Annotated in this window: 22 protein-coding genes; 6 read left to right on the top strand and 16 right to left on the bottom strand. The window is 44.9% G+C overall.

The genetic code is table 11. The features are described from left to right. The first annotated feature begins 155 nt into the window (after positions 1-155). Positions 156-590 carry a DUF6078 family protein gene (locus HMPREF9007_RS20250; RefSeq protein ID WP_008760274.1) on the top strand — a complete coding sequence of 145 codons (435 nt, stop codon included), beginning with the start codon at positions 156-158 and terminating at the stop codon, positions 588-590. A 135-nt stretch (positions 591-725) separates the two neighbouring features. On the opposite strand, the gene HMPREF9007_RS20255 is transcribed toward HMPREF9007_RS20250, so the two are convergent. The 11 genes from HMPREF9007_RS20255 to HMPREF9007_RS25835 all read right to left on the bottom strand — a co-directional run bounded on the left by HMPREF9007_RS20255 (position 726) and on the right by HMPREF9007_RS25835 (position 15,934). Next, a complete protein-coding gene (locus tag HMPREF9007_RS20255; RefSeq protein WP_008760273.1) occupies positions 726-2,816 on the bottom strand; it encodes a BT4734/BF3469 family protein in 2,091 nt (696 codons plus the stop codon). 694 nt (positions 2,817-3,510) lie between these two features. Beyond that, a complete protein-coding gene (locus HMPREF9007_RS20260) occupies positions 3,511-4,116 on the bottom strand; it encodes a hypothetical protein (protein WP_008760272.1) in 606 nt (201 codons plus the stop codon). Next, a complete protein-coding gene (locus tag HMPREF9007_RS20265; protein ID WP_008760271.1) occupies positions 4,116-6,287 on the bottom strand; it encodes an AAA family ATPase in 2,172 nt (723 codons plus the stop codon). Before HMPREF9007_RS20265 ends, HMPREF9007_RS20260 begins: the two co-directional genes overlap by 1 nt. Further along, positions 6,284-6,517 carry a hypothetical protein gene (locus tag HMPREF9007_RS20270; protein ID WP_008760270.1) on the bottom strand — a complete coding sequence of 78 codons (234 nt, stop codon included), beginning with the start codon at positions 6,515-6,517 and terminating at the stop codon, positions 6,284-6,286. Before HMPREF9007_RS20270 ends, HMPREF9007_RS20265 begins: the two co-directional genes overlap by 4 nt. 2 nt (positions 6,518-6,519) lie before the next feature. Continuing rightward, a complete protein-coding gene (locus HMPREF9007_RS20275) occupies positions 6,520-8,787 on the bottom strand; it encodes a DEAD/DEAH box helicase family protein (protein WP_008760269.1) in 2,268 nt (755 codons plus the stop codon). A gap of 20 nt (positions 8,788-8,807) precedes the next feature. Further along, complete coding sequence (locus HMPREF9007_RS20280) at positions 8,808-9,911, bottom strand: phosphoadenosine phosphosulfate reductase (protein WP_008760268.1); 1,104 nt, start codon at positions 9,909-9,911, stop codon at positions 8,808-8,810. Between the two features lies 1 nt (position 9,912). Beyond that, positions 9,913-13,026 carry a hypothetical protein gene (locus HMPREF9007_RS20285; protein ID WP_277754620.1) on the bottom strand — a complete coding sequence of 1,038 codons (3,114 nt, stop codon included), beginning with the start codon at positions 13,024-13,026 and terminating at the stop codon, positions 9,913-9,915. 66 nt (positions 13,027-13,092) lie between these two features. Next, positions 13,093-13,938 carry a DUF4007 family protein gene (locus tag HMPREF9007_RS20290; protein WP_032850133.1) on the bottom strand — a complete coding sequence of 282 codons (846 nt, stop codon included), beginning with the start codon at positions 13,936-13,938 and terminating at the stop codon, positions 13,093-13,095. A 2-nt stretch (positions 13,939-13,940) separates the two neighbouring features. Next, positions 13,941-14,141 (bottom strand): helix-turn-helix transcriptional regulator, encoded by a 201-nt coding sequence (locus HMPREF9007_RS20295; protein ID WP_008760265.1) that lies wholly within the window; start codon positions 14,139-14,141, stop codon positions 13,941-13,943. 804 nt (positions 14,142-14,945) lie between these two features. Continuing rightward, complete coding sequence (locus tag HMPREF9007_RS20300; RefSeq protein WP_128567791.1) at positions 14,946-15,653, bottom strand: nucleotidyl transferase AbiEii/AbiGii toxin family protein; 708 nt, start codon at positions 15,651-15,653, stop codon at positions 14,946-14,948. Next, positions 15,608-15,934: a hypothetical protein gene (locus tag HMPREF9007_RS25835; RefSeq protein ID WP_008760263.1), complete on the bottom strand. Its 327-nt coding sequence runs from the start codon at positions 15,932-15,934 to the stop codon at positions 15,608-15,610. Before HMPREF9007_RS25835 ends, HMPREF9007_RS20300 begins: the two co-directional genes overlap by 46 nt. Before the next feature lie 323 nt (positions 15,935-16,257). Between HMPREF9007_RS25835 and HMPREF9007_RS20305 the strand changes: the two genes are divergently transcribed. The 5 genes from HMPREF9007_RS20305 to HMPREF9007_RS20315 all read left to right on the top strand — a co-directional run bounded on the left by HMPREF9007_RS20305 (position 16,258) and on the right by HMPREF9007_RS20315 (position 19,984). Continuing rightward, on the top strand, positions 16,258-16,578 hold the full coding sequence (locus HMPREF9007_RS20305) for a helix-turn-helix domain-containing protein (protein WP_008760262.1): 321 nt from the start codon (positions 16,258-16,260) through the stop codon (positions 16,576-16,578). A 13-nt stretch (positions 16,579-16,591) separates the two neighbouring features. Beyond that, the gene (locus tag HMPREF9007_RS20310; RefSeq protein WP_008760261.1) at positions 16,592-16,939 is read left to right on the top strand and encodes a hypothetical protein; all 348 of its coding nucleotides are present in this window, start codon (positions 16,592-16,594) and stop codon (positions 16,937-16,939) included. 98 nt (positions 16,940-17,037) lie between these two features. Beyond that, entirely contained in the window at positions 17,038-17,514 is a 477-nt protein-coding gene (locus HMPREF9007_RS28035) for a Hint domain-containing protein (RefSeq protein WP_032850132.1), read from the top strand. 144 nt (positions 17,515-17,658) lie between these two features. After that, complete coding sequence (locus HMPREF9007_RS27475) at positions 17,659-19,116, top strand: DNA cytosine methyltransferase (protein WP_225651431.1); 1,458 nt, start codon at positions 17,659-17,661, stop codon at positions 19,114-19,116. 97 nt (positions 19,117-19,213) lie between these two features. Further along, positions 19,214-19,984, top strand: a complete 771-nt coding sequence (locus tag HMPREF9007_RS20315; RefSeq protein WP_008760260.1) for a phage antirepressor KilAC domain-containing protein — start codon at positions 19,214-19,216, stop codon at positions 19,982-19,984. Positions 19,985-20,067: 83 nt separating this feature from the next. On the opposite strand, the gene HMPREF9007_RS20320 is transcribed toward HMPREF9007_RS20315, so the two are convergent. The 5 genes from HMPREF9007_RS20320 to traN are packed head-to-tail and all read right to left on the bottom strand — an operon-like array spanning position 20,068 to position 23,049. Next, entirely contained in the window at positions 20,068-20,556 is a 489-nt protein-coding gene (locus tag HMPREF9007_RS20320; protein ID WP_008760259.1) for a hypothetical protein, read from the bottom strand. An 8-nt stretch (positions 20,557-20,564) separates the two neighbouring features. Next, entirely contained in the window at positions 20,565-21,023 is a 459-nt protein-coding gene (locus HMPREF9007_RS20325; protein ID WP_008760258.1) for a TraQ conjugal transfer family protein, read from the bottom strand. Between the two features lie 49 nt (positions 21,024-21,072). Beyond that, positions 21,073-21,555 carry a hypothetical protein gene (locus HMPREF9007_RS20330; RefSeq protein WP_008760257.1) on the bottom strand — a complete coding sequence of 161 codons (483 nt, stop codon included), beginning with the start codon at positions 21,553-21,555 and terminating at the stop codon, positions 21,073-21,075. 7 nt (positions 21,556-21,562) lie between these two features. Further along, a complete protein-coding gene (locus tag HMPREF9007_RS20335; RefSeq protein WP_008760256.1) occupies positions 21,563-22,147 on the bottom strand; it encodes a conjugal transfer protein TraO in 585 nt (194 codons plus the stop codon). A 2-nt stretch (positions 22,148-22,149) separates the two neighbouring features. Then, on the bottom strand, positions 22,150-23,049 hold the full coding sequence (gene traN, locus HMPREF9007_RS20340; RefSeq protein WP_008760255.1) for a conjugative transposon protein TraN: 900 nt from the start codon (positions 23,047-23,049) through the stop codon (positions 22,150-22,152). Between the last annotated feature and the right edge of the window lie 18 nt (positions 23,050-23,067).

Raw genomic sequence — 23,067 nt, 5'->3', positions numbered from 1 at the left:
TAGATCCATTGCAAAGATAGTGATTTCAAAAAGAAATCGCATAGAACAATGGTATTAGCTTATCAATCATTTCTCATTCTTGAAAGAAAGCCTTACATTTGTAGAGAATACAAAACTTGTATCCCTTGCTATCATAAATAAAACAAAGTCAACAAATGAAAGAAGAACCCGACAGCCTGTCTGTCCCTTACAATTTTGCCCGTTGCTTCAACGACCAATGCCCACAAGCCTCCAAATGCTTACGCCACATAGCTGCACAATATAACGGAGCCGACTATCTTTATATCACCAGCGTTAATCCGGCACGCTATCCTGCGGACGGGAATCAATGCGAATGTTTTAAAACGGCTGTAAAAGTTCATGTAACATGGGGACTTAAACGGTTGCTTGACAGGATTCCTTATGAAGACGCAGTCAGTATCCGATCACAGTTGGTGGGACACTATGGGAAAACAGGATATTACCGACTCTATCGTGGAGAACGAGGCCTTATGCCCAAAGATCAAGCTTATATAAAACAATTGTTTCGTAACAAAGGAATAAAAGAAGAGCCTGCTTACCAACGCTACACAGAAGAATATATATGGTAAGTTGCTGTCATCTGTCACCAAACAGGAGATAACAGATTAATTATCAACGAATCAGCCCGTGACAGCAGGAGGTGATTGCATTGTGACGGCATTTTTGCCGTCACAATGCAATCACACATTTATTATTTGTTCCCGCTACCCGGTCACTAACTTTACGACATGGTAAAGCGTACCGCTACGTACATGTTTGGAGGGGATTTCCTGCTTTTTCAGTATTCTTCCAAATGAATTGACCCTTTTCACGGACATCGGTATCGAACTATTTCTCTGAATATCTTCCATAATCTCCGCCGGAGACAACCACTCCCCTTCTTCAGGCTGTGCAGCACGAAAATACCGGAAAAACAGCTGTTCTTCCGGAGGAACTTGCTCAAATTCACGATTGTTTTCCATCATAATCTTTTCATCCTCCTGGTCGAACCAATAGCGTTCGCCATGTTCCAATTCATACATGGCTTGCGCGTAAAGCTGCTCATAATCTATCGGACGATTCGTGTCAATCACTCCCGTCACTTCGATACAGATGAAACGACGGCTACCGGAAGGATCGGTCAACAGGTCTTTTTGATTACTCGTAGCGATAAATGAAGCATACCGGCGCATTTCGAGCACGGCACTGGCATGAGGTTTCCGCATATTTACCACAGGCTTTTGCAGAATATGTTTCAAGAAGCCCTGTTGTGTCGAACTGACCTGATCAAATTCATCAATATTGATGAGCGCAAAACGATTGAGATAAAGTTCCGCATCTTTCTTTCGCGAGAAATCAATGCTGTCAGTATAATAGGAACGTTCCGAAGGTGGCATTATACTCCGGCAAAAGGTAGATTTTCGCGTCCCTTGCGCCCCGACCAGCAATGGCGAAACACTGTTCGCGTATTTTTTATCATACCCTCTCCAATGAGAAACCATATTGAGAAACCAGCGGTGAAACAAGTCTGTCCAATACGGATTCCGGCAAGGAACGGTAGCTGCCAATTCACGGATACGGTCTTTACCGTCCCATCCGGGAAGTCGATAGAGAAAATCCTCCAACGGATTGAATACAGGCACGCGATTTGAATAGATATACCGACTGATATCCCTGTCCCACAGTGGAATACCCTCCATTTGTGCATCTAGGGCAATGCTATTCAGCGCCCGTTTGTCGAGAGGATTGAAACGAAAACGGAAAGACAGCCTTTCCCGATATTCCACCTCGGCGATTTGTGTGTTATAGCGAAATTCATAACGGCGTTTCATGAATTCTTCGGTCTGTAAGGCTAGCTGTTGCTCTTTGCTCAGACTGATATTTTTGCCGAAACCTTTACATTCGAGATATACGTTGCCAATCATCTCCCGGATCAACACTTCTTGTTTATACATATAGAAATGAAAAACGGTACGTTTCACGACTTCTTCCTGAGGCAATCCCGAAGCAAAACAATTTTTGGCCAATTGTACGACCAATGGTTGCCATTTATCTTCCCGTAATTGGAGGCCTGCTTCACTAAGATCTGTATAAGCTTTTCGAAAAGCAGCTTCAAAAAGCATCAAAAAAGCATTTTCTGCATCATATCCCGGCACGGCACGAGTCAACGGAGACTTCTCTGCCTGCACTGCCTCCCGGAAAGTCGTCTCTTCGGGCATCGCTGTGGGCTGCGAGAGATAAAATTGCACGGAATTCGGACGATACATAATATCCGGATCATAAGACAATCGCGAATATTGCTCCAAAGTCGGCTCTTTGGGAAGTATATCGAACGGGATTTGGGGCTGATAACATTTCACGGCCAGCCGATAGGCGTGAGCGTGAAACAGTTCCGCCTCTTCCCGTGTTTTGGGCAGTGAGTTATCCGGACGAGTAAAAGTGGTCCATATCTTCACCGTTTTTCCACTCGAACCCATAAAAGCGCAACGGGTCTGCGGTTGTTCACTCGCTTTTTGTTTCACCAGAGCTATCTCCGATTTATTGGACAGGGGACCGACAGTCAGTTCAATAATACCATTATACGCTTTCATCTGCTTCTGCCCGTTTACTTTTCTAAATTCTGCGGCAGGAATTATCTCGGGAAGCTTGTCGGCAAACATACACCGATCATCTGGAAGCATATATCTTAATTCTTCTCTGAAAGTGGAAACCGGACGGGATTTTATCTCTGTTTTTACTTTGTTTACCAGTTTTTCAAGATCCATTACGCTGAGCGCTGTTGTATCTCCATTTTTACGGAATTGGGTAATTTTCATTTATATAATAATAGGTTGTTTGTGTCAGCGTCTTCGTGTCGTTGAGACTGCTAAATTACTCATTATATCCGGGACCGACAAGAAAAAACGAAAATTTAATATAGAAAAGGCTGACCCTAAAGAAGCAATCTAAGCTGGGTCATGATAAGGTTATAGCACTGAATTAGTTTCGTCGCCTTGAAACCATAGTTTCAGCGAAGAGAAACCATAGTTTCAAAGGCTTGAAACTTTAGTTCCAACAGCTTGGAATCATTAGTTTCAAGCCTTTGGAACTATGGTTTCAAGCATTGGGAACTTTAGTTTCAAACTGCAAATCTAAGTGATTGATTTTATCTTTTTGAAAATCAAAAAGTAAGGACTAAAATCAAAGATAATAGGTAACACATTAGTAACAAAAGTCTTGCTGCACATTGCGTTTCTCTGCATAATCTCAAATATCTCTATCACAAAGATACTGCATATTTTCGAATGCAACAAATCAATCGTTTTTTTATTGAGGACCAGCAAATAATGCTGGTCCTCTTTTATTGAAAATTTGAAGGTATATCGATACCTTTTTTAATCCAATAGCAATACCCAATCCTGCCACACCCTATTCGGACAAACGCCCCATTCCAGAAGCTCATAGAACCAGCCGACTGTAAGTTTTGTCCGTTTTTTCATACATTAAAATTTATTATATAACTTCCATATATTAATCCAAAGATTCTGCTTCCCCTTCTTCTTCTTCTTCTTCTTCTGCTGCTGCTGCTGCATTTTCAGAGGTTGATGATCGCATAAAGTTGAGGAAAACTTGTAGGAATGCTGTTTCTTTGTAGAAGTAATCGGGATTGTCTTCGAGCTTGTCCTGCATGAAATCGAAGCCGAAGTTTGCGTACTTCTCCATTTTGTCAATGAGCAAGTCAACCACTTTGCGGGGCGTAATATCGCCTTTGTCAAGGGCAATCCAGTCTATTTCAGTACGAGCCACAAGAGCCATGAACATGTATTCGCGAATCTGACCATACTGCTTGCGACCGCCACGAGCCTCTGCCGTTCCCCAATTCTCAATCGCCCAGCCAAAGTCTTTCCGCTTGGCTTTATCTGCCACAAGGTCTTTAGTCTGACCATGATACAGACCAATGAAGAACGCCAGAATATACAATTCATATCCTGCGCCGAACAGTTTTGCACGGGTTTCTTGATAGCTTGTCGAACCCTTACCGTAGTCGCAGAACGCCTTCAGCAAGGTGTCTTCGTATTTCGTTTCCCACTCAGGGCTGCGCTTCGCCCAAAGGTTGAATATCTTTGTTGCTGCCATTATTTTATTGGAGTTATGATGGTTCGTATTGTTGAAAGGTCGGTTTCGTTATAGCCCGTCTGTTTCTCGATACGATATACAGAACAGGTCAAAGCTTCTATTTGCGCTTCGTTCAGAGTCTTCTTGCCCGTCTGTTTGTCCACTTCAAGCAAGTCTTTCGTCACGATAATGCACTGTTTCTGGATTTTGTCGATGATGTTGTAGAAGACGTTCTCTTTGAAGTTCTCAAATGATGAAGTTGGCGCATCGAATATGAGCGGATAATCCTCTTCGCGCTTCAGCGTAGTGAGATCGGAGATAGCAAAGAGTAGTGACATATACATGGTTGTCTCCTGCGCACCGCCCGGATTTTTGATTGGCGTGCCGTTAGAACTAAATAGCTTTATCTCTGCCGAATCGCTCGCTGTCTGTACAATGCGGATTAGGCCACGGAAGTCATTCTTGTTCAGTTTCTCGAAATAACTATTGGTGCGCTCCTCAAGGCTTGCGAGGAAGCGGCGCAGGTTTTCGCTCTTTGCATTAACGAAAGCCCACATCACTTTGTCGAGCAACGTATGCACACGGTTATACACTTTCGCCATGCCAGTTGTCGGATTCAGTTGCTCAAACTCTTCCTTCACCTTATCGTATTCCAGCTGGACCTTGGCCAACTGCTCGCGATAATCGCTAATGCGGTTTTTTGCTCGGTCTCGCTGCTCATAGAAACCCTTGATATCGCGGAAATTCTTATCAAGCATCGCTTCCGTAAGTCCGTCGGCTTGGATAAGCAAACGGGATTTCTCGTCTTCCAGTTCTAGCAACTCAGCCTCTTTCTCTGCAATGTCCTGTTTGATTCTTGCCACAAATTCCAGTTTATCCACGACCTCGCGATATTTCTTGGCAATATCTCTCGCCGTCATGCCCCCAAAACTGATAGAGAGCGAATGAAGCTCCTCGATATATTGAGTACCAAAAAGCGGAGTGTCTGGTAATTCTTCTTGCTTGGCCGCAAGTTCCTGCGACTTACACTCCAAGTATTCCCTCAGCTTGTTCTCCATGAAACGATACTCCTGCGTGCCCTTCTTTGCTGGTCGGCCGCATACCTTGCATACTTCTTCGTCGAGCATCTCTTGCATCGTTTCCCCATCGGGCAGGTACCAAGGCAAGCGTGTGAAGTCGCTTTGCAGACTTGATGTCAGTTCATCAACGACTTCTTTCTTAGCCTTTGTTGCCGCTTTTTCCTGTATGTCAAGGTCGCTGAGACGTCGCTTTTCTTTGCTCAACGCCGATACCTTTTTCTGAAATTCCTCAAACACATTCTGATATGGCATCAATGCCCAGAACTCATCAAGCAGGTTCGTATTGTAGCGCACCATCGTCATGGAACGGAGCTTAGCCAGCTTCTCGCGTTGCGTGTCTATGCGCTTCTTGATGTCCTGATAACTTTCGCTGGTGGCCTGGTGCTTCTCCAAATCCTCAAGTTTCACAGAATAGGTACTCACCACATCTTCCTGTTTCCTGATATCGCGTTTTATCTCGTCTATCTGTTGTCCAAGACGCTCTTTCTTATATTGGAGTTCCGAAACCTTCTGCGAGATCTTCTTATCCGATTGGCACTCCTTTGCGTATGCTCGATCGGATTTTGCTTCAAGTTCAGTAGCAACAGCGACATAATCTTCAAACTTGTGGATGTCGGAGAATTTATCTACAAGCGTTCTCAACGCCTCTTTCTCATTAAAAACATTTAACTGGCTCTCACCTTTGAACAGGCAATACTTACGAATGAACGCATCAAAACACACGTCAATTAGCGAGCTGCCCTTTCGTTGCATACGCTCAGCGCCATTGGTCTCGTAACCTTTGAAAGCAAAATTCGTCACTCGACATACTCCGTTTTTCTTTTCGAAGGTCAGGCTCTTCGATACCTCTTTTTCTCCATTATGCTCAAAAAACATTGAAACAGACATAGTGTCGGCTTCATCTTCGTCCAATTCCGATTTGCGCATTTCCGAGATGAGCGAAGGGTCTTTCGTCTCATGAACCGTATCAAGCAACCACTCCAACGCCTCGAAGAATGTGGTCTTACCATCGCCATTGCCACCAATAATCAGAGTCAGTCCCTTAGAAAACTCAAAGGTATTCTCCCCGTAGTAACTGCGGAAATTATTTATTGTTACGCTCTTGATTATCATATATTATTCTTTAGATAGGTTGTTACCATATTATATATTTCCCGTGAGCTGCTCTCCTCATTTACCTCGTTGATAATCCTTGCCACAGTATTCACCACAAGGTTGTCAGACGCAAGAGCCTCGTCCAAGCTTTGATAGTCAGCGGGATTGTACTCGCCAAACTCTATCAGTTTCTCATCGGCCAAAACAGCCTGCAAGATTCTGTTGCTGTTATTGTTGTAATGTGCCATCGTTAAAACAATGATAAGTTATAGTAATTCATTATATCCTCCAATTCGTTAATAGTGTCGTCGCTGTTTTCCGAAAGCAACGAGAAATTCCTGACTCGGCGTAATTCCGTTGCCATCAGACTACGTTCCATAGCATATGAGCCTTCGCCGATATTAACCTCTGGTACCACCACCAAATCATGTATCACAGCCATGTGCTTGTCGGGATGTTTTCGCAAAATTCTTCCTCGACGCTGTATAAACTGTCGGGGATTACCTGTGCTTGCGCAGAAAATGGCAAGTTCACTCCGCGGAACATCAACGCCTTCATCCAAACATTTCATCGAGGTCAGAACCTCTATATCACCGTCGGCAAATCCCTTCAGCAATTCTTCACGTTCTTTAATGCCAGATGTAAACTTACGTACTGTGACTTTGCTGTCAATGCCACTCACTACAGCGGTATATTCATTGATGAGCTTTTCGGAATAGTCATCGTCTTGTAACTGGTCTGTATCATCGTAAACGTCTGCATCTGCCGTATCTGGTTTCAATCCCTCCGGGACATAGACCAGCGTATATTTCAAGTTACCTTTTTCTTGGAAACGCTGTTCAAGTATATTCCGGAACACCTCCAATTTGTTCTCTGCCTTATGAATAATCCGCTTGCGTTTCAGTAGCAGTGCGGTCAGTATCTCATTGCTATCCGCAAAATGGTTGTTATTGAAGAATTTAGCCAATTGTACCGATATTCTCATGTATTCTTCCATCTCCGACATCGTCAGACGCACGACATGCGGATAATAATAATATCGGCACAAAACACCCTTGTCTATGGCCTCCTGCATTGAATACTCGTAAGTAAAGCCATTTTCTGCGCCAAAGAAATGATAAAGCGTCTGGTTCGCTTCTTCTTCAAACTGGCGTTCGGGAGTAGCCGACAAACCTATGCGCCGCAAATAAGGGATGCCATCCAAGATGTTCAACATCCGGCGTGAGCCCATATTGTGGGCTTCGTCGGCAATCAGCAGCAACTTTGTCTTCGGGAACACAGACAACGACTTGAAGACCTTGTCTTTGATAAACGAGGCGTATGTGGAAATGATTATGTATGATAGATTGTTGTCACTCCCTTTCAATCGTTCGCTTAATGTAATCGTTTCTATCTGCTCCTCCCATTTGGAGTTCTTGGAACAAACCCGTATGACGTTCTTGAAATTGAATTTCTTGCACTCCTCTTCCCATTGGCCAACAAGCGTAATCGTAGGCACAAGGATTATGGCTTTGTAATAGCCGCACCGCTTATATATTTCAAGTAAACAGTTGAGCGACGTGATGGTTTTGCCTGTACCTGTTGCCATTGCAAACAGCCCCTTTTGCTTGTTTGCTTTCCAGTTTTCAAACGCAAGTTGCTGGTATTCGCGAGGTCCTTGCGAGTAGGGAAACCGAGGTGCAGCTTCCTTTCCCCTTTGTATCTCATTTTGATGGATTCGCTCGATAATGCTTTTCACCTTATTCTTGGCCCGACCGAGGAACGCGGTCACAGTTTTAGGCAAGTCATTCTCCAATCGGTCATTGATGAGTTGTGCTTCGTCTGCCAGCAGTTCTTGTATATCTTTGTTTTTGTAGGTGTCAGTAATATGTGTGCGGATATGGTCTGTATCAAGATAAGTCACACTCTCGTCGTTACCAGAGAAAGTGCGTTCGAAATCGTCCACAACATCTTTAATGCGACACACATCGCTTTGCCCGTCCCAATCGCAGAAAGCAGTGATGCTCTCGATGTTGGCAATAAGTGCCGTCTTCGAGAAGTTGCATGAGCCATCGAATGCCACACGGTTCAGTCCATCGAAGAATACGCCGCACTTGGAATGGGCTATGCCCTCTCCAGCCTTTGGTACAACCACTTTTATCTCAATGCGGTTATGACGAATCAGCCAAGCAAGGCACTCGAAGAAATGCTGGTTGCGCTTAGACAACGTGTCGCTCATACCACCCAAATCTTGCAGGTTGAAGTAATCCACATCGTCGCACGAGTCTGCTACAATTATCGCACGCTTATCCTCGGTAGATAAAATATCGTTGATAATCATGCGCATCTTTCCTCCATTATAGAGAAACGCAGCGAAACCGTCTGCCAGTACATTGATGGCCGATGAGGAAAAGAAGCCTAGCTTCAGATCAAATTGCGTGGAATTACACAAAGCTTCGGAGAAGAAGCCTAAAGGCTCCCATTCTGTCCGCGACTTGAATCGTCGGCTATTTGGCCATATCACATCAGATTTCAGCATAGGACATTCCTTATTATATATTATATAAAGCAGTTGGCGCAATTGATTTCATCATCAAACAAGTCCACCAGAAGCTTACTTTTGCTCTTTGCTTTCGCTTCTTCTTGTTTTTTTATCTGGTCAAGCTTGATTTGCCGCATACGCTCCGGACGTATCAGTTCGCTCAAAGGCTCGCCTTGAATCCACGTATATCCGTCTTTTTCATACTCCATTGCCTTTTTGAAAAGGTCGGGATGCTGCTCGTAGAGCCAAATCCATTCTATCTTCTGCTGGAAGAAGCAGAAATAACATCCAGAGCGGCTACGGCAATACTGTCCTTTCTTTCCATCCACTTCAAAGTCGATAAGGTTGTAATATGCTGGTATGCCTACGCCGCTATCTTCAAGGATGCGAAAGATTTCTTCTCTCATCAAAACTTCGTCATTGTCAATCAATGGGAAATAGTCCAACTTTCCCACAGGGTAATCTGTGTATTGCTTCAGAAAACTGAATACGGCGTGATTAAAGGTGATGACATCAGCATCAAGTAGCATATTCAATTTCTTTGAGTAGTAGAAGTGCTTGGTAAGCTTTGAAGTGAGAGCCGCTTCAACTGTTTGATAGGTCTCATCGTCTGCAACGTTGCGATAGCATTCTGCAAAATTCTCAATGTTCTTATCATGCAGCACCTCGTGAATTACATCCATACTCCAGATATTCTTGCGGAACGGGAATATGGCTTGTATATTTGGCTTTGTCGATACATAGCCTTCACGGTCTTCATCGCCGCGGATACCCACGTATGAAACAGTTGGGGTGTCGCCAACAAATTTCTCAAACTCGGCCAGTTTCATTTTCTGCGTACACCATCTTGCTTGTACCGATGGCAGATAGCCACCGCTTACCTTCAGAAAGTGGTCAAAAGGAGTAGGTTCAGGACTTCCTTCTGCCGCAATTAAGGTCGTTATGTGTCCTAAGTAAGAGCGCAACCGGTCAATGAACTGAATGGTTTCATCCAACTCACATTTGGTGTCGCTGCTATAATACTCAATATGAAGATTGGGGTATTTATCTTTTAGGTAGATGGCAAGAGCAGCACTGTCTTTTCCACCAGATATACCTAACACGTGTCTTACTTCACTCATTTCAATTTCTTTTAAGGATTGCTATCAGTGCAGCAACGTCGAGCGAGTTGTCACCACTCAAAATAGACTCCAGTTTGTTTTCAAGGCTGTTGACCTCTTGACGCATTGCTTCGGAAAGAATGACTTGCGTAGTTACAGCCTTACTCTTATTCTGTGTGATATGCAGTCTTATGACATCCTCACTTGCAGTCTTGTGCATCTCCACATAGTCATCCAGTTGAAACAGCATATCTTTCAATGTAGCCAGCAGGAACGATTTATCTGTGTCGCGTATTTCTGTCAAAGGCTTGTTGAGGGCAACGTATGACACCGCTTCAATCCATGTGGTCTTGTCATCATAGTTGCCAACAAGCCGGGTTTGAAAGTTACGCATATTTACAGGCATCAATTCCGTTTTAACCGACTTATATCGTTCTGCTATCAGATGATGATAGTCAGAGAAACCGACTTCTTCAAGTCGCAGTGTTTTAAGCAAATATTGCTCGATATTGCCAACCAATTCAGAGTAGCAGTTGCGGAGTTCGCGGATAGCCTCTTGTATGACAGCAACAAAGCTCTCAATGGCTTCTGGGTTTTGGCTAAGTGTAATTTCCTTAAAGCCCAACTCATCCGGCAACACCTCAAAGAATGTTTTCTCTGGGTCGGTTGCCTTTGCTATGACATCGCGGAACTTACGAGCATTGGGCGAAATATCCTTCGTACGTCGAGCATAGCTATTCAACTTCTTATAGAAGGTGAGGAACGGACGAATCGTTTCGATAAACGATTGAGTCGAGAGTTCTGAGCTGCCCATATTGATAGCCTCTCTATATTTGTCGAAAAATGTACGGCGGACACCGTCAACAGCAAAGGCCTTAATGAGAAAACCATTGGGTGAGCGCAGTATAAGGTCAAGCACCTCCTTGTTGATGTAAGGTACATAGGTCCCATCGCTGTTATAGAGCGCGAAATCATCTCGTTTAATAATCAGATATGTGGGAATCCAACAATAGAGCAACCCCTGCTTCAGACGAAAAGGTGCAGCCTCTAACAGAGTGAAGAGTTCTCCCAACTTATGCGGTTTGCCGATAGTGGAGCGCAGGAAGTTCTCACAAGCGTCCCAAAGTGGTTGGAATGAAGGTTCGGTCGGTGAGCCCAGTCCGGCAGTCGTATGAATACCTGTATTCTTGAGAAGTGTGAGATATAGTGATTTCTCGGGTGGGTACTTATCCTTCTCAAAGCCAAGGTATGGCTCGGAAGAGTGGTCAAGCAATGCCTGCAAATACGACTGGCGGGCAAGTGACATATTACCAGTGGGGCGGTGCTTGTTAATGAGCTCGAAACGATAGATTGGAGTGGCATAATAGACAGAATCACATATGGTAGAAAGTTGCTGTGCGAGCATCTTACGCGATGTGATTGACGCAAGAATTTTACCGTTAAAAATCCACGTCACGTTGTCAGAGAAGAGGCTCTCCATAATGTTTTTGTTCAACATTGACTTTTCGTGAACCAGCAGGTTAGCTATCTCTCGGTTGGCTACTTTGTCGTTCTCGTCGGCCACGTAATAGTCGCGCACCCAATGGAGTTTGTCTATCTCAAAGAGATGGTCAGCGATTTCGGTTGTGTTCTCAAAAATGCAATAGAGGATGGCTTTACCATTTATGTCCGTGCAAGCAGCTTTGACAGCAACAAGGTCCTCCTGACGGGGCAGTATTACATTGATAACCCCGTCGGTCTCGCCACTGACGATGTATTCAATAGGCGAAGAGGTGAGACAGTACTGGAAGTATCGTGGCGTGCCAGTGCGAAAATAGTGCGCATTGGCAAGTGCTATCTTGTCGTCGAAGTATTCACACACCTTTTCTGCTATAACATCGGGACGCTTGCATTCGCGAGCAGCCTCATAAAGCCCTGCTTCCAAATCTACATCGGTTCCCTCAAAGAGGATATATTTGGACTTGTATTTAGCGAAACGCAGTATCTGGTTCTTTTCGAGGAGGTCTATCACCGAGCCCACTTGACAAACGTCCATAGCATAGCTAGCATAGACTATCAGAAACTGCTTGTCGATGCTAGCAGCAGACGAGGCAAAGATGTTCAGAAGGCCGACGGCCTTAACAATCTTGATGGCATCGGTTATGGTTGTGGCATCTGCATTGAGTCCCTCTGTTCTTTCGATGGCAATCTTGATAGCCGACCAATTCGCCGAGTCTTCGTGAGCCTCTTGCAAATAAGAGTAAAAATTGTAAACAATATAATCATGGACGTCGGCAAGACTATACAAACGATTGATTGAAGCTTCAAAATCGTTGACAGTCCCCTCACCGCGCGTCTCCAAGAATGTGAACAAGGTACGCTCATTCTGGCCATATCTCTGATTAGCTTGGGTAAAAACGTAAGCCGAGACAATATCCATTGGATAGAGAGCACGGGCAACGTTAGCATCAAGTGTGCTGGCGGCAAACTTAGAAGCGACAGCTAAGTTGTAAATCTTGTCTGTGTTGAGTGTTGGCTTTTTATCAGCCGAAGATATATGAGTGGCGGTAAGGTTGAGAAGTTGCTCTATCGGTTCAGCAAAGACGATATCCTGAATGCGACCTTTTACCTTCGTCCATTCCTGTTTCTGCTCTGCTTTCAATCCCTTGGCGTAGGCTCCAAAACCTTGGTGCAGCGTTGTAAGGAAGAGAATGTTCTTACTTGTGTCATTTACATACTCGCAGAACTTCTGTAAAAAGTACATTTCTTTTTCAGGATTGTTCTTGGCTGCATGTTCAAGCACTTTACCGAACTCGTCAATAACAATAACTAAGAATTGATTTGTTTTCTGAAGTCTGTTATAGTGGTTGTCCAGCACAGAGATAACGTTCTTACTTTCTGCATTAAGATGTGACGCAAGTAGATTCGCCAACGATGTGTAGTCGCCAACGATGTTTATAAACGAGAATTGCTCAAAACTATTGAATTGACCACGTTGGCTCAGTAAGACATTTTTTTCCAACAGTCTTTCCACACAGGCAGTTTTCCAAGGCGAGGATGAAGCTGGATTTGCCAGTGCCATACGAGCCGATGAGGCAAAACGAATGAATGCCACTGGCAAAGTGATTGATAATTTTGCCAATGGTCTGGCGAGCATTGGCAGTGACGATATAGTGGGGTGTCTTGCCAAAGTCACGCTCTATGTTGATTGAAGTAGTGAAACTCATGTTGCTTGATAATACTTGTTGAGAACCTGCCACTTGTCTATCCGCTCTTTCATGGTGAAGAGTTGCTCACCGGCAGTATTGCAGAAGGTTATATGGGGGTCGATAGTGTGCAGTTGGTCGAAAACGTCATATAGTTCATTGACTGACATACCGAAGATATTGGCAAGTCGCAGCAATACCTCGAACTCTATCACTTGCTGTTTGCCCTGCGTGATGTCGAGTACGGCGAAGAGGAAAACGAGCGGCTCCATCTTGGCGCGAGCGGAACAGTTGAAGGTATAATCCTCGTGGCCAGTTTTGCCTATCAGTTTGAGGTCAATTAGCAGTGCAGAGAAGTCATCGCACGCCTTGATAGAGTCGGGCGTAACATAATTCTTTAGCATCGTGTCAATGTCACGCCAAACTGTCTTCTCGTTGTAGGGTGTGCTGTCAAAACATTTGTCGGCAAACATCCGTCTTACTGCATTTGCCAAATCTGCTTTCGTGAATTCTTTGCGTGTTTTGTTGTACTCGGTGAAAACGATGTTGTAGAGTGTTGCTACTCGTGATGTCACGAGCATATAGTGTAGCAGCCATAGCGTGGTCGTGTCTTCGATGTAAGGGTCTGCGCCGTTGTCATCAAGAAGATATTTACCTATCTCGGTCGGCACACCATTGTCGTTAGTGATGCCGAAAGCCCTCAACCAATAGCGTATTGAGGCTACCATATTCTTGCCCACACCAAGTTCTACAACAGCGTAATCGTCTGTGAACGACAATCCCGCTTTAACGTAGTCATATCCTTTTTTCAACCACAAGCCCTTGCATTGAAAGGACTCATGACCAGAGAATGCATACTTCATAATTACTCTTTTGATGGGGTTAGTAAACATCTAACGTCAATATTAAGAACTGCTGCAATGTCATACAACTGTTGAACAGAAGGCTGCGTGCGATTGGTTGTCCAAGGAGAAACCGTATTCTCACTTTTTCCCAACTCCGTAGCCAGCCATTTGCAGGTTCTTCGCAGTTCCGCCAAGACGACCTTTATGCGATTCATCACCATATTTCGGTTATTAATACTCTTATAAATGGTTTATTTCATCACAAAGGTAGGAATTTTATTTGAAATACGGCTAAAATGGTTTTTATTGCTTGGTTAAATATTTATTGCACGGTTTACATACTAAATGACGATTTTGCACTAAAAGCACTTCCCGTTCGACGCAACGAATTATTTTGATGTGTGTTTAATTTCAGTAAACAAGCAAACGGGACATATACAACAAATCACGGCAGGGTATAATATACCTACAGTGAATATCTATAAATATCTTACTCTTTGACTGTTGATGTAAACTGCGAAATCACGATTAGTCAAAAACAAATATCAAACAAGAACCCTCCATATAAAGCTACGCACGCTATCTCTCTTCGAACTTCTGCACATATAATGCAACTGTAAAATAAATCATTTAATCAGAAGTCCATCTATCATCAAGAGATAGCCGATAAATTATTGAATTTGACTATTTGTAAAGGCTTGTTTTGAAGGTTTGTTAACTTTTGTTAATTAATTTTTACTAGTTTTAATTATCATGTAGTCATTTGTAAAAACAAGCATAACATGCATGTTGAACAGAAAAAGGAATAGTTGCTTTTATTTTTTTATTAAAGAGTTAAAAGGCATTCTAAAAGAAGCAGGTAACGATAAAGTAGCGGAAGTTCAGCTACGGATTGCATTGTTCTGCATAATTTCAAATATCTCTCTGACACAAAGGTAAGCAATGTATTTGAAGGTTACAAGTTAATCAGAGGATATTTCGAGTGGGGGCGATAAAAATTATCGTCCCCATTTATGTCTGAATATTTATCTTTTTAAACCTCGTTTGTGAATACCCTTTTTTACCACTGACCGAGGTTCCTGTTCCTTCAAGGGAAGCGGAAAAGATTCAAAAACTTTATTCTGGATTTTGGTCATATCGACCAATCTTCTTTCAATAAGTTTCCAATCGAATTTACAGTTCAGCATAACAATATCCTCTTCAAAGTCTATGTCATCAAAGTAAGTAATGGCCTTGAAGGGTCTGATGACATTCGATCCGGGGAACTTGCGCTCATATAATCTCAACATCGAGCCGAAGGGGAAACGGGTGGAAAGAAAAGCTATGTCAATGAAATCTTTCAGCCGTGAACCATTGTCAGCGATGGCGGAAAGTTTCATAGCGATGATGTCCTCCATGCTATACAATCTTATTCCGGATTCGGTATAAGGCTTCTCAAGATAATCATAAGAATGGGTAATACAATCTATCTTAACACCATCTATGGTGCCTTTCAATGTATTCTTTTCCATGAAATCAGAACGAAAACCATATTTATCCCGGAGGAATGTTTCCATTTTCTTCGCATCAAACGGTTTCGGTGTGAAAAGATCCAAATCAACACTAATCCTGTGCCCTAAATACAGAGCCAGGGATGTTCCGCCCGCCAGATTAAAATCCACCATGGCAGCTTCCGCTTCCAGTTTCTTTAGGAGTTCAAGAGTTGGTCCCGCAACAGTTTCCGTGTGTAACATTTCAAATCCTCTTTTTTAAGATCAAAGACGACACAAACAAAATTCATGTCCCGTGCGGACAAGCAGGGAACTTCCTTTATTATTTCCCTGAATCCTTCTATGCCGCCATATAATTTGAACGCTGCATAAAAATCTTTCAGCCATCCTCTCTCAATGATACGCTGGACCACAATCTTTCTTGATTTCCACCAATCAAAATGGGACAAGTCATATTCCCAAAGTAATGAAGGGGAGATTGAGGTATCGCCCGTGTATGTTTTATATTCATCAAATATAGTCATTCCTTATCCTTATTTATGCACTTACAAATTTACTGTATTTTACCCGAAGATGCAATTTATCAGGAGGTTTTTATTGTTTTTTCCCTTTTCCGGAAAAGACTTTCTTTATTGCAATAACCGGATGCCGGATAGCAATATGTAATCACCCTGTTATTCCATGCTTCGTACAAAAAAAACACTAAAAAACTCCATTGATACAAAGCGTGTTACAAATAAAATATGGGGCTGGCGGTTACCGTCAGCCCTATTTTTTCATGCCCGTTTTTTAAAACTTTGCAGCCGAAGATAAGATAAACAACTCACTCAAACAAAGGAATATCCGTATGGAAGAGAACAGCAATGACATCGAAAAGCTCAAAGCGATGATCAAAGAGAACTTTGAGGAACAACGAAAGCTGATTGCCAGGCTCGAAACGGCACTGGAAGCGGTCACCAGCTTCAATGGTAAACAGATGCTGGACAGCCGGGACATGCGCCTGATGCTGAAAGTCTGCGACCGGACCCTGATCCGCTGGCGCAACTCCGGCAAACTGCCTTATTTCAAACTCTGTGGCAAGATTTACTTCTGGGCCTCGGACGTACACAAGTTCCTGAGGGAAGAATGCCGGAACGAGGATTTTATGTCTGATTCTATTAACTCGTAAATAAAGAATTCACATGGAAAATCAAAGTAAAGTAATCGTCATTGAACGAAACAAATTTGCGGCACTTGTCAAATCACACCGCAAATGTATCCAGATGCTGGACATCCTGACCTACATCTATACCGTCAAGCAAATAAGCCTGACCTTGACCTTGCAGGAAATATGCGAAGTGTTGCAGATGACTCCCGAAGAAGTGGAGATACAGCGACAGAAAGGATACATCCGCTTCACGACACATAAAGGAATGACCGTCTATGAAATTACCGACCTGCTCCGGCTGAAGAACATGCTGGAAATGGGAAGCGTCTACCGCAAGATCGACGCGAAAACCATGAATATCGAACCTTTAAATAATGAATAGCGATGAAAGAAAAACAGAAAGAAAAGAAAGGACGGAAGCCTCTGGTACACGCTTCCCTGTTCAGTGGATTCGGCGCTCCCGACCTGGCCGCCGAATGAATGGGATGGCAGAACGCTTTCCACTGCGAGATTGATCCGTTCTGCAACCGGATTTTGAATTATTGGTTTCCTGACGCCCAAAGCTATACGGACATTACCACGACCGATTTTCGGAACTGGAGAGGGAAGGTCAATGTCCTTACAGGCGGATTCCCTTGCTTTGACGGAGATACGCTGGTTCTCACTTCCAAAGGGTTGAAACCGATCAGGGAGATAAGAACCGGGGATGATATCCTGACAAAGGAAGGACGGTTCAGAAAGTGCAACGCCGTCATGAAGAGCCATAAAAGGAGTATTATCCGTCTCGAAGCCCAAGGCCTCTGGGAGCCGGTCATCACCACGGACAACCATCCGTTCTGGATATCTGACCGGCAAGGCCGGTGCATATGGAAGAAAGCCGGGGAAATAGTGAAAGGGGATCGGATAGCATACCGGTGCATCGAAGGCACTGATACCTCTTTTACCCCCGCTTTCTGAAGGATGGTCGGGCGTTTTCTCGGAGACGGGTGAATCCTTGACGGCAAACGGAAAAGTAACATACCGGCAGGATACAGAGGTTCACGGATAAACTCATTCAACCATAAAGTGGTCATCTGTTGTGGAAAGAAAGCAAAATCCGAATTGGAGGAACTGATACGGGATGCAGGATATATCCCTGCCATTTCAGAGGAACGGTCCACTTTCAGGTTTATCATTTGTAACCGGGAACTGTGTTCCTTCTTGAAAGGATTCGGACGTTATGCCATCGGGAAAAAACTCTCCGGCCAATGTTTCAATCTGGAACATGAACGGAAAAAGGCATTGTATGAGGGTTATTTCTCTGCGGACGGCTACGCAGGCAAAAACGGAGCCATGCAAACGACAACAATCAGTGCGGAGCTTGCAGCCGGGATAGCCCAAATAGCGAGGGATGTATTCCACCGCCCCGTTTCCATATCGAAAAAGAACCCGGAACGCATTTGCGTAATCGATGGCAGGCAAGTCAATGGGCATCCGTTATATTGTGTGACTGTCAGCCCGAATGAAAGATACGGATATTATAAAGATGGATTTATATGGTGCCTTGTAAAAAACATAGAACATAGATATGAAAGAAGAACAGTATTCAACATCGGAGTCAAGACGGACGAAACCTATACGGCAAACGGAATCGTTGTCCATAACTGCCAGCCTTTCTCCGTCGCAGGCCAAAGAAAGGGAGCGGAGGACAACCGCTATCTCTGGCCTCATATGCTCCGGGCCATACATGAAGTCAGGCCCGATTGGGTCATTGGTGAGAACGTTGCTGGCATCCTCACGATGGTACAGCCCGGCGAGGAGACTGAAGTGGGAAGTCAATCCACTCTATTCTCAGAGAGTGAGCCTGTATTTAAAAGACGGCAGCAATATGTCGTTGAAACCATTTGCCTTGATCTTGAACGTGAAGGATATTCCGTCCAGCCGGTACTTATACTGGCTTGTTCCGTCGGAGCTCCCCACCGCCGGGACCGGATATGGTTTATTGCCCACCGTAACGGCCCAGGATTACAAGCAGAGAGGGCCGAACAGCAGCCAGCAGGGACTGCCGGAGATCATCCGTGCGATGCTTCTTCCTACTCCGCTGGCTACGGAAATACACCATCCGGAGAGGGTCCACAAATGGAGGCGGGCCCATGCGCCATCCCTGCACAGCCAGCTCAATGGGGAAAAGAAGCCCAACGGCCTGAGCGACTTTCTGGACTTTTACGGGATGCTGCTGCCCACTCCGGTAGCCAGCGATGCCGGTGTGGGGGCTGTAATGGGGAAAAACGACAGGATTATTGTGACACCGAAAGGGAAGATACGGAAGATCAATCAGAAAGGGCATGTCTGGAGTGTAGGGCTTGGAAGGATGGCCGAACTTCTGCCCACGCCGACGGCGAGGGATTGGAAGGGTGCGGCAAGCTTGGGGAGTCTGGAGAAGAGAGGCCGGATACCGGAAAAGAACAGCCTTCCCGATTTCTTCGCCCGGACTGGAAAGAGTTTCCAACTCAACCCCCTGTTTGTAGCCGAGATGATGGGTTTTCCGCCAGGTTGGACGGTATTACCTTTTCTCAGTGAAGAGAAAAATCCATCAAAGGATACGGAAACGCCATCGTCCCCCAGGTAGTCTACGAGATATTCAAAGCAATAGAAGAAACCTATAAATTGAACAGTCATGAATAAAATATCAATATTTGAACATCCTGAGTTCGGACGTATCCGGACACTGGATATTGACGGGAAAATATGGTTCTGCGCATCCGACGTTGCCTCCGCACTCGGCTATGCCAATCCGAGGGATGCCGTTGCAAGACACTGTAAACCAATGGGCGTCGCGATTTACGACACCCCTACACGCAGTGCCGTACAGAAGATAAAATACATCAATGAAGGGAATGTGTACCGCCTGATCGCCGGCAGCAAGCTGCCTGCTGCCGAAAAATTCGAAAGCTGGATATTTGATGAACTGGTTCCCGGAACACTGAAAAACGGCGGTTATATCCTGCGAAAGAGCGGCGAAACGGACAATGAACTGCTGGCACGTGCCGTGTTGCTTGCACAGGGCAAAATCAAGGCCCGTGACGAGCATATCGGCAAATTGCAGCAGGCAAACAACCTTGCCTTTCTGAAGCTGAAATTACAGGCCCCTAAAGTCGCTTATTATGACAAGGTGTTGCAATCCCAAAGCACCTATACGGCTACCCAGATAGCCAAAGAACTGGGCATGAGTGCCAGCGCATTGAACAGGCGGTTGAAATGGGCGGGCATCCAGTTCCGCCAGTCCGGACAGTGGCTGCTTAAAGCACCCTACCAGAATCAAGGCTATACAGCCACCCGTACCCACCAATGGGAAACCGATGGCGATACAGGCACTGCCATGCTGACCGTCTGGACGGAAAAGGGCCGGTTATTCATACATTATCTGTTTGAGGCTTGTCTGCTCTAAGCAGAAGATTCCAATATAATAAAGAAGAAGGCCGCTGAAATCATGCTTCAGCGGCCTTCTTCTTTATTGCCGGCTTCAAAAAACTATCTCAACCGTGGTCCCGTTTTTTTCTTCTCCAGCCGGGGGATAGCCTCTCGCCTTGTTTTTTCCTGGGACATTATTTTCTCACCGACCGTCTCGCTCTGAAGAAACCTATTCAAATTCCGAAAATCCTTCAGCAGTTTCTGTTTGCACTCTATCTCCAGAGAAAGGGCCATATTCGATATCGGACTGGTACTTCTCCTGACGAGCGGACCGGATAAAAGATCTTCTTCCAAATAGAGAGTGCAACGTTTCAGATACGCTTCAATATCCCTCGGAGTCTCGGCAGTATCAATCTTCTGCTGAATTATCCTATATTGGTTATCCATATAACAGGCTTTGTACAAGTCATCCGCATGCCAGTTAAAGAAATCAAGATAGTTCTTTTCCAGCTGGCTCTTATACATTTTGATGTCGCTCCTTACCTCATTTCTTGCCTTGTCAAGGTATTGTTGCAGCTGTTCGACTTCTAAATGATCTGTATCCATCATCAATCTTTTTATTGTTCGCTTTCCGTTTCTGTTGCGAAAGAAATATCCAAATCCCTTTCCTGTCCGAAGTTATCCACAGCTACGAATTTAATTTCCGCGTTCTTACTACTCCCATTATGATAGAATAGCGTGAACACCTGGCGGCAGGGATCGCTGCTGTCCAACCCCACAATCGAATCCAACGGTTGCATCTCCCGGTTCACCAGCCGGACATTCTTCTTGTCGTATACCTCACCGCTACCCTCCATCTGTATATAACCGATTTGATAGCGGGCTTCCTCATAGTTTCCACTGCGATTGAGTGTCAGACGAATCTCCACGGTCTCATCCGGGGAGATGGTTTTCTGAAGATACCACGAGGTAAGGGAGAAATCATAAGCCTGCCGCACTTCCAGTTTGTCGTCACAGCTACCCAGCAGGCAAAGTAATGTGAGCATGATACTGCTTGCAATTAATTTTATCTTCATGACTTTACGTATTACTAAATTGATAATTTACTTGAATCCGGCGGCATGGCTAACACCTGATACCCCGTTTTATCTTCCTTTCAGGCGGTCCTTCTTTCTTCCCGTTTTTATGTGCCTGCTGCTGATTCTTTTCAGGAGGCGTTACTGAAAGAATATTTGCAAATTCCCGGTAATCCTTTATCAGCCGCTGCATACATTCCAGCCTCATGGAATGGGCCATGTTCGCACCCCGGCTGGAACTTCGGCAATCCAGCTGGCCGTCCAGCAGTTTCTTCTCACAGCAGGCGGCATTCTCCTTGAGGATATTCCTGATTTCATCGATGTCTTTTACCCCGTCCACTGCCTGGCGGAGTTTTTTATAACAGTCTGACATAAAGTGGGATTTGTACAGGCTCTCCGCATTCCACTCGAAATAGTACAGAAAATCCTCGTCCATCTGTTTCTCAAGCCTGGCTATGTCCCGGTCTTCCCGTTCTATTTTTATGTCCAGCCAGTGCAGTATCTGGTCTATATTCCAATTATTTTCTTCCATGCTGTCCCTAATTAAAAATGTACTTGAATCCGGCAGCGACCACCGTGTGGAAATGTCCTACGGACGAGCCGAAGAATATCCTCTGGCGGACATTGAAAAGAAGCGCCAGCCTGTCCGAAAGGAACGCCTCCATCTCGAAAGCCGGAGCAAAACCGTAGATAAAGCATCCGTCATTCTTAAGTGTCGCCCCGTCATAGAGAAGCTTCCCGTTCCAGTTGGTTGTCTCATAACCGGCCAGAGCGGAAAGCCCGGCAGAGAAGAACACGTTCTTGTCACGGTCCGAGAAGAACGGTACGAAATAACCCGCTTCCCCGGTAAACTGCGCTTTGGGTATCGCAATCTCCTTATAGGAATAGTGTTTCTTCACATAATCCGCCCCGAACAACCATCGGGAATGGTTCCGGTTATACCGGCTCAAAGCCAGGCCGACCTGGAAGTTACCGCCCAAATGCTTCACATTGGAACCGAAGTTGTCCACACCGCCTGCTGTAAGCTGAATTCCCCTTTGTCCCGGCAAATAGCGTTGGGCAAAGGATTTGCCTGCCGCAAAGGGCAGACAAATGCATAACATAATAAATAAAACTCTTTTCATGATTACTCCTTGATTAATTCATTCATGACACGCGCATCCACCAGGTCACTATTTTCGACATAAAACCGCTGGTGGCGGCCTCCCGCCTTTTCGTAAATTTCCACTTCCAGCAGCTTGTCGTCAGGAATAATTATCTTCGGGAAGGCATATACAATACGCGCCGTACTTTTTCCCTCGATGCGTGTCAGGGCATTGAGCGTACGTACCGGTTCGATATAGGTTTCCTGCTGCGCCGTCCGTTTGGCTATCTTCTTATCCACTATTTTAAACCGTACGAAATCCACATCGAAAGGCACATGGGAATTATTCGTCAGGGAAACGTGGAAGAAGAGCAGGTCCTTATGCACATAAATACCTTTCAGAAGAACCTGCATCCCGAACTGCCGGCATCCGATATGCTTCACGTCCCTGCGGTCCAGCCGGTGGATGGTGTACATCACGCTGGCGATGACCGTCGGATCTTCCTCACCCAGCTCCGTGACACGGATGGAACTGCCTCCTTTCTTTCCCCCTTCGTCCGGATTTATCCATTGGTCCATATTGATATTCAGCGCGGAAGGCTCCTCTTTATAAACCACATTGAAAGAAAAGAAGGAACCGTCGCCTGTAATAACCGAGAAGTTTGTCTCTCCCGGAAACTCTTTTACCGCCGCTTTTACACGTACCACATTCTCCACCCCGTCGGCTTTGCCCGCGATGATATTGTTACTGCCCAGATCCACATAGCGTACTTCGGCAGGAAAAAGGATATGCACCGTCTTGCTGAAAGTGACCTCAATTTTATAAGGGGTGATATGCTGGCCCGCCGTCAGAATCCTGACGGGATTTACCGGTCTTTCCTCCTGTGAAAAACCGGATACCGAGGCCAGAACAGCCATCAATAATGCCATAACTATTTTCATTGTCTTGTCTTTTTTATT

It is taken from the genome of Bacteroides sp. 1_1_14 (assembly GCF_000162515.1).
Classification (GTDB): domain Bacteria; phylum Bacteroidota; class Bacteroidia; order Bacteroidales; family Bacteroidaceae; genus Bacteroides; species Bacteroides thetaiotaomicron.
This window is presented reverse-complemented; position numbering and strand designations above follow the sequence as displayed.

Excerpts from the sequence above, each read along its gene's own strand:
- HMPREF9007_RS20250 (WP_008760274.1), top strand. The coding sequence starts at position 156 with ATGAAAGAAGAACCCGACAGCCTGTCTGTCCCTTACAATTTTGCCCGT.
- HMPREF9007_RS20255 (WP_008760273.1), bottom strand. The coding sequence starts at position 2,816 with ATGAAAATTACCCAATTCCGTAAAAATGGAGATACAACAGCGCTCAGC.
- HMPREF9007_RS20260 (WP_008760272.1), bottom strand. The coding sequence starts at position 4,116 with ATGGCAGCAACAAAGATATTCAACCTTTGGGCGAAGCGCAGCCCTGAG.
- HMPREF9007_RS20265 (WP_008760271.1), bottom strand. The coding sequence starts at position 6,287 with ATGATAATCAAGAGCGTAACAATAAATAATTTCCGCAGTTACTACGGG.
- HMPREF9007_RS20270 (WP_008760270.1), bottom strand. The coding sequence starts at position 6,517 with ATGGCACATTACAACAATAACAGCAACAGAATCTTGCAGGCTGTTTTG.
- HMPREF9007_RS20275 (WP_008760269.1), bottom strand. The coding sequence starts at position 8,787 with ATGCTGAAATCTGATGTGATATGGCCAAATAGCCGACGATTCAAGTCG.
- HMPREF9007_RS20280 (WP_008760268.1), bottom strand. The coding sequence starts at position 9,911 with ATGAGTGAAGTAAGACACGTGTTAGGTATATCTGGTGGAAAAGACAGT.
- HMPREF9007_RS20285 (WP_277754620.1), bottom strand. The coding sequence starts at position 13,026 with ATGCTCGCCAGACCATTGGCAAAATTATCAATCACTTTGCCAGTGGCA.
- HMPREF9007_RS20290 (WP_032850133.1), bottom strand. The coding sequence starts at position 13,938 with ATGAAGTATGCATTCTCTGGTCATGAGTCCTTTCAATGCAAGGGCTTG.
- HMPREF9007_RS20295 (WP_008760265.1), bottom strand. The coding sequence starts at position 14,141 with ATGGTGATGAATCGCATAAAGGTCGTCTTGGCGGAACTGCGAAGAACC.
- HMPREF9007_RS20300 (WP_128567791.1), bottom strand. The coding sequence starts at position 15,653 with ATGTTACACACGGAAACTGTTGCGGGACCAACTCTTGAACTCCTAAAG.
- HMPREF9007_RS25835 (WP_008760263.1), bottom strand. The coding sequence starts at position 15,934 with ATGACTATATTTGATGAATATAAAACATACACGGGCGATACCTCAATC.
- HMPREF9007_RS20305 (WP_008760262.1), top strand. The coding sequence starts at position 16,258 with ATGGAAGAGAACAGCAATGACATCGAAAAGCTCAAAGCGATGATCAAA.
- HMPREF9007_RS20310 (WP_008760261.1), top strand. The coding sequence starts at position 16,592 with ATGGAAAATCAAAGTAAAGTAATCGTCATTGAACGAAACAAATTTGCG.
- HMPREF9007_RS28035 (WP_032850132.1), top strand. The coding sequence starts at position 17,038 with ATGGGATGGCAGAACGCTTTCCACTGCGAGATTGATCCGTTCTGCAAC.
- HMPREF9007_RS20315 (WP_008760260.1), top strand. The coding sequence starts at position 19,214 with ATGAATAAAATATCAATATTTGAACATCCTGAGTTCGGACGTATCCGG.
- HMPREF9007_RS20320 (WP_008760259.1), bottom strand. The coding sequence starts at position 20,556 with ATGATGGATACAGATCATTTAGAAGTCGAACAGCTGCAACAATACCTT.
- HMPREF9007_RS20325 (WP_008760258.1), bottom strand. The coding sequence starts at position 21,023 with ATGAAGATAAAATTAATTGCAAGCAGTATCATGCTCACATTACTTTGC.
- HMPREF9007_RS20330 (WP_008760257.1), bottom strand. The coding sequence starts at position 21,555 with ATGGAAGAAAATAATTGGAATATAGACCAGATACTGCACTGGCTGGAC.
- HMPREF9007_RS20335 (WP_008760256.1), bottom strand. The coding sequence starts at position 22,147 with ATGAAAAGAGTTTTATTTATTATGTTATGCATTTGTCTGCCCTTTGCG.
- traN (WP_008760255.1), bottom strand. The coding sequence starts at position 23,049 with ATGAAAATAGTTATGGCATTATTGATGGCTGTTCTGGCCTCGGTATCC.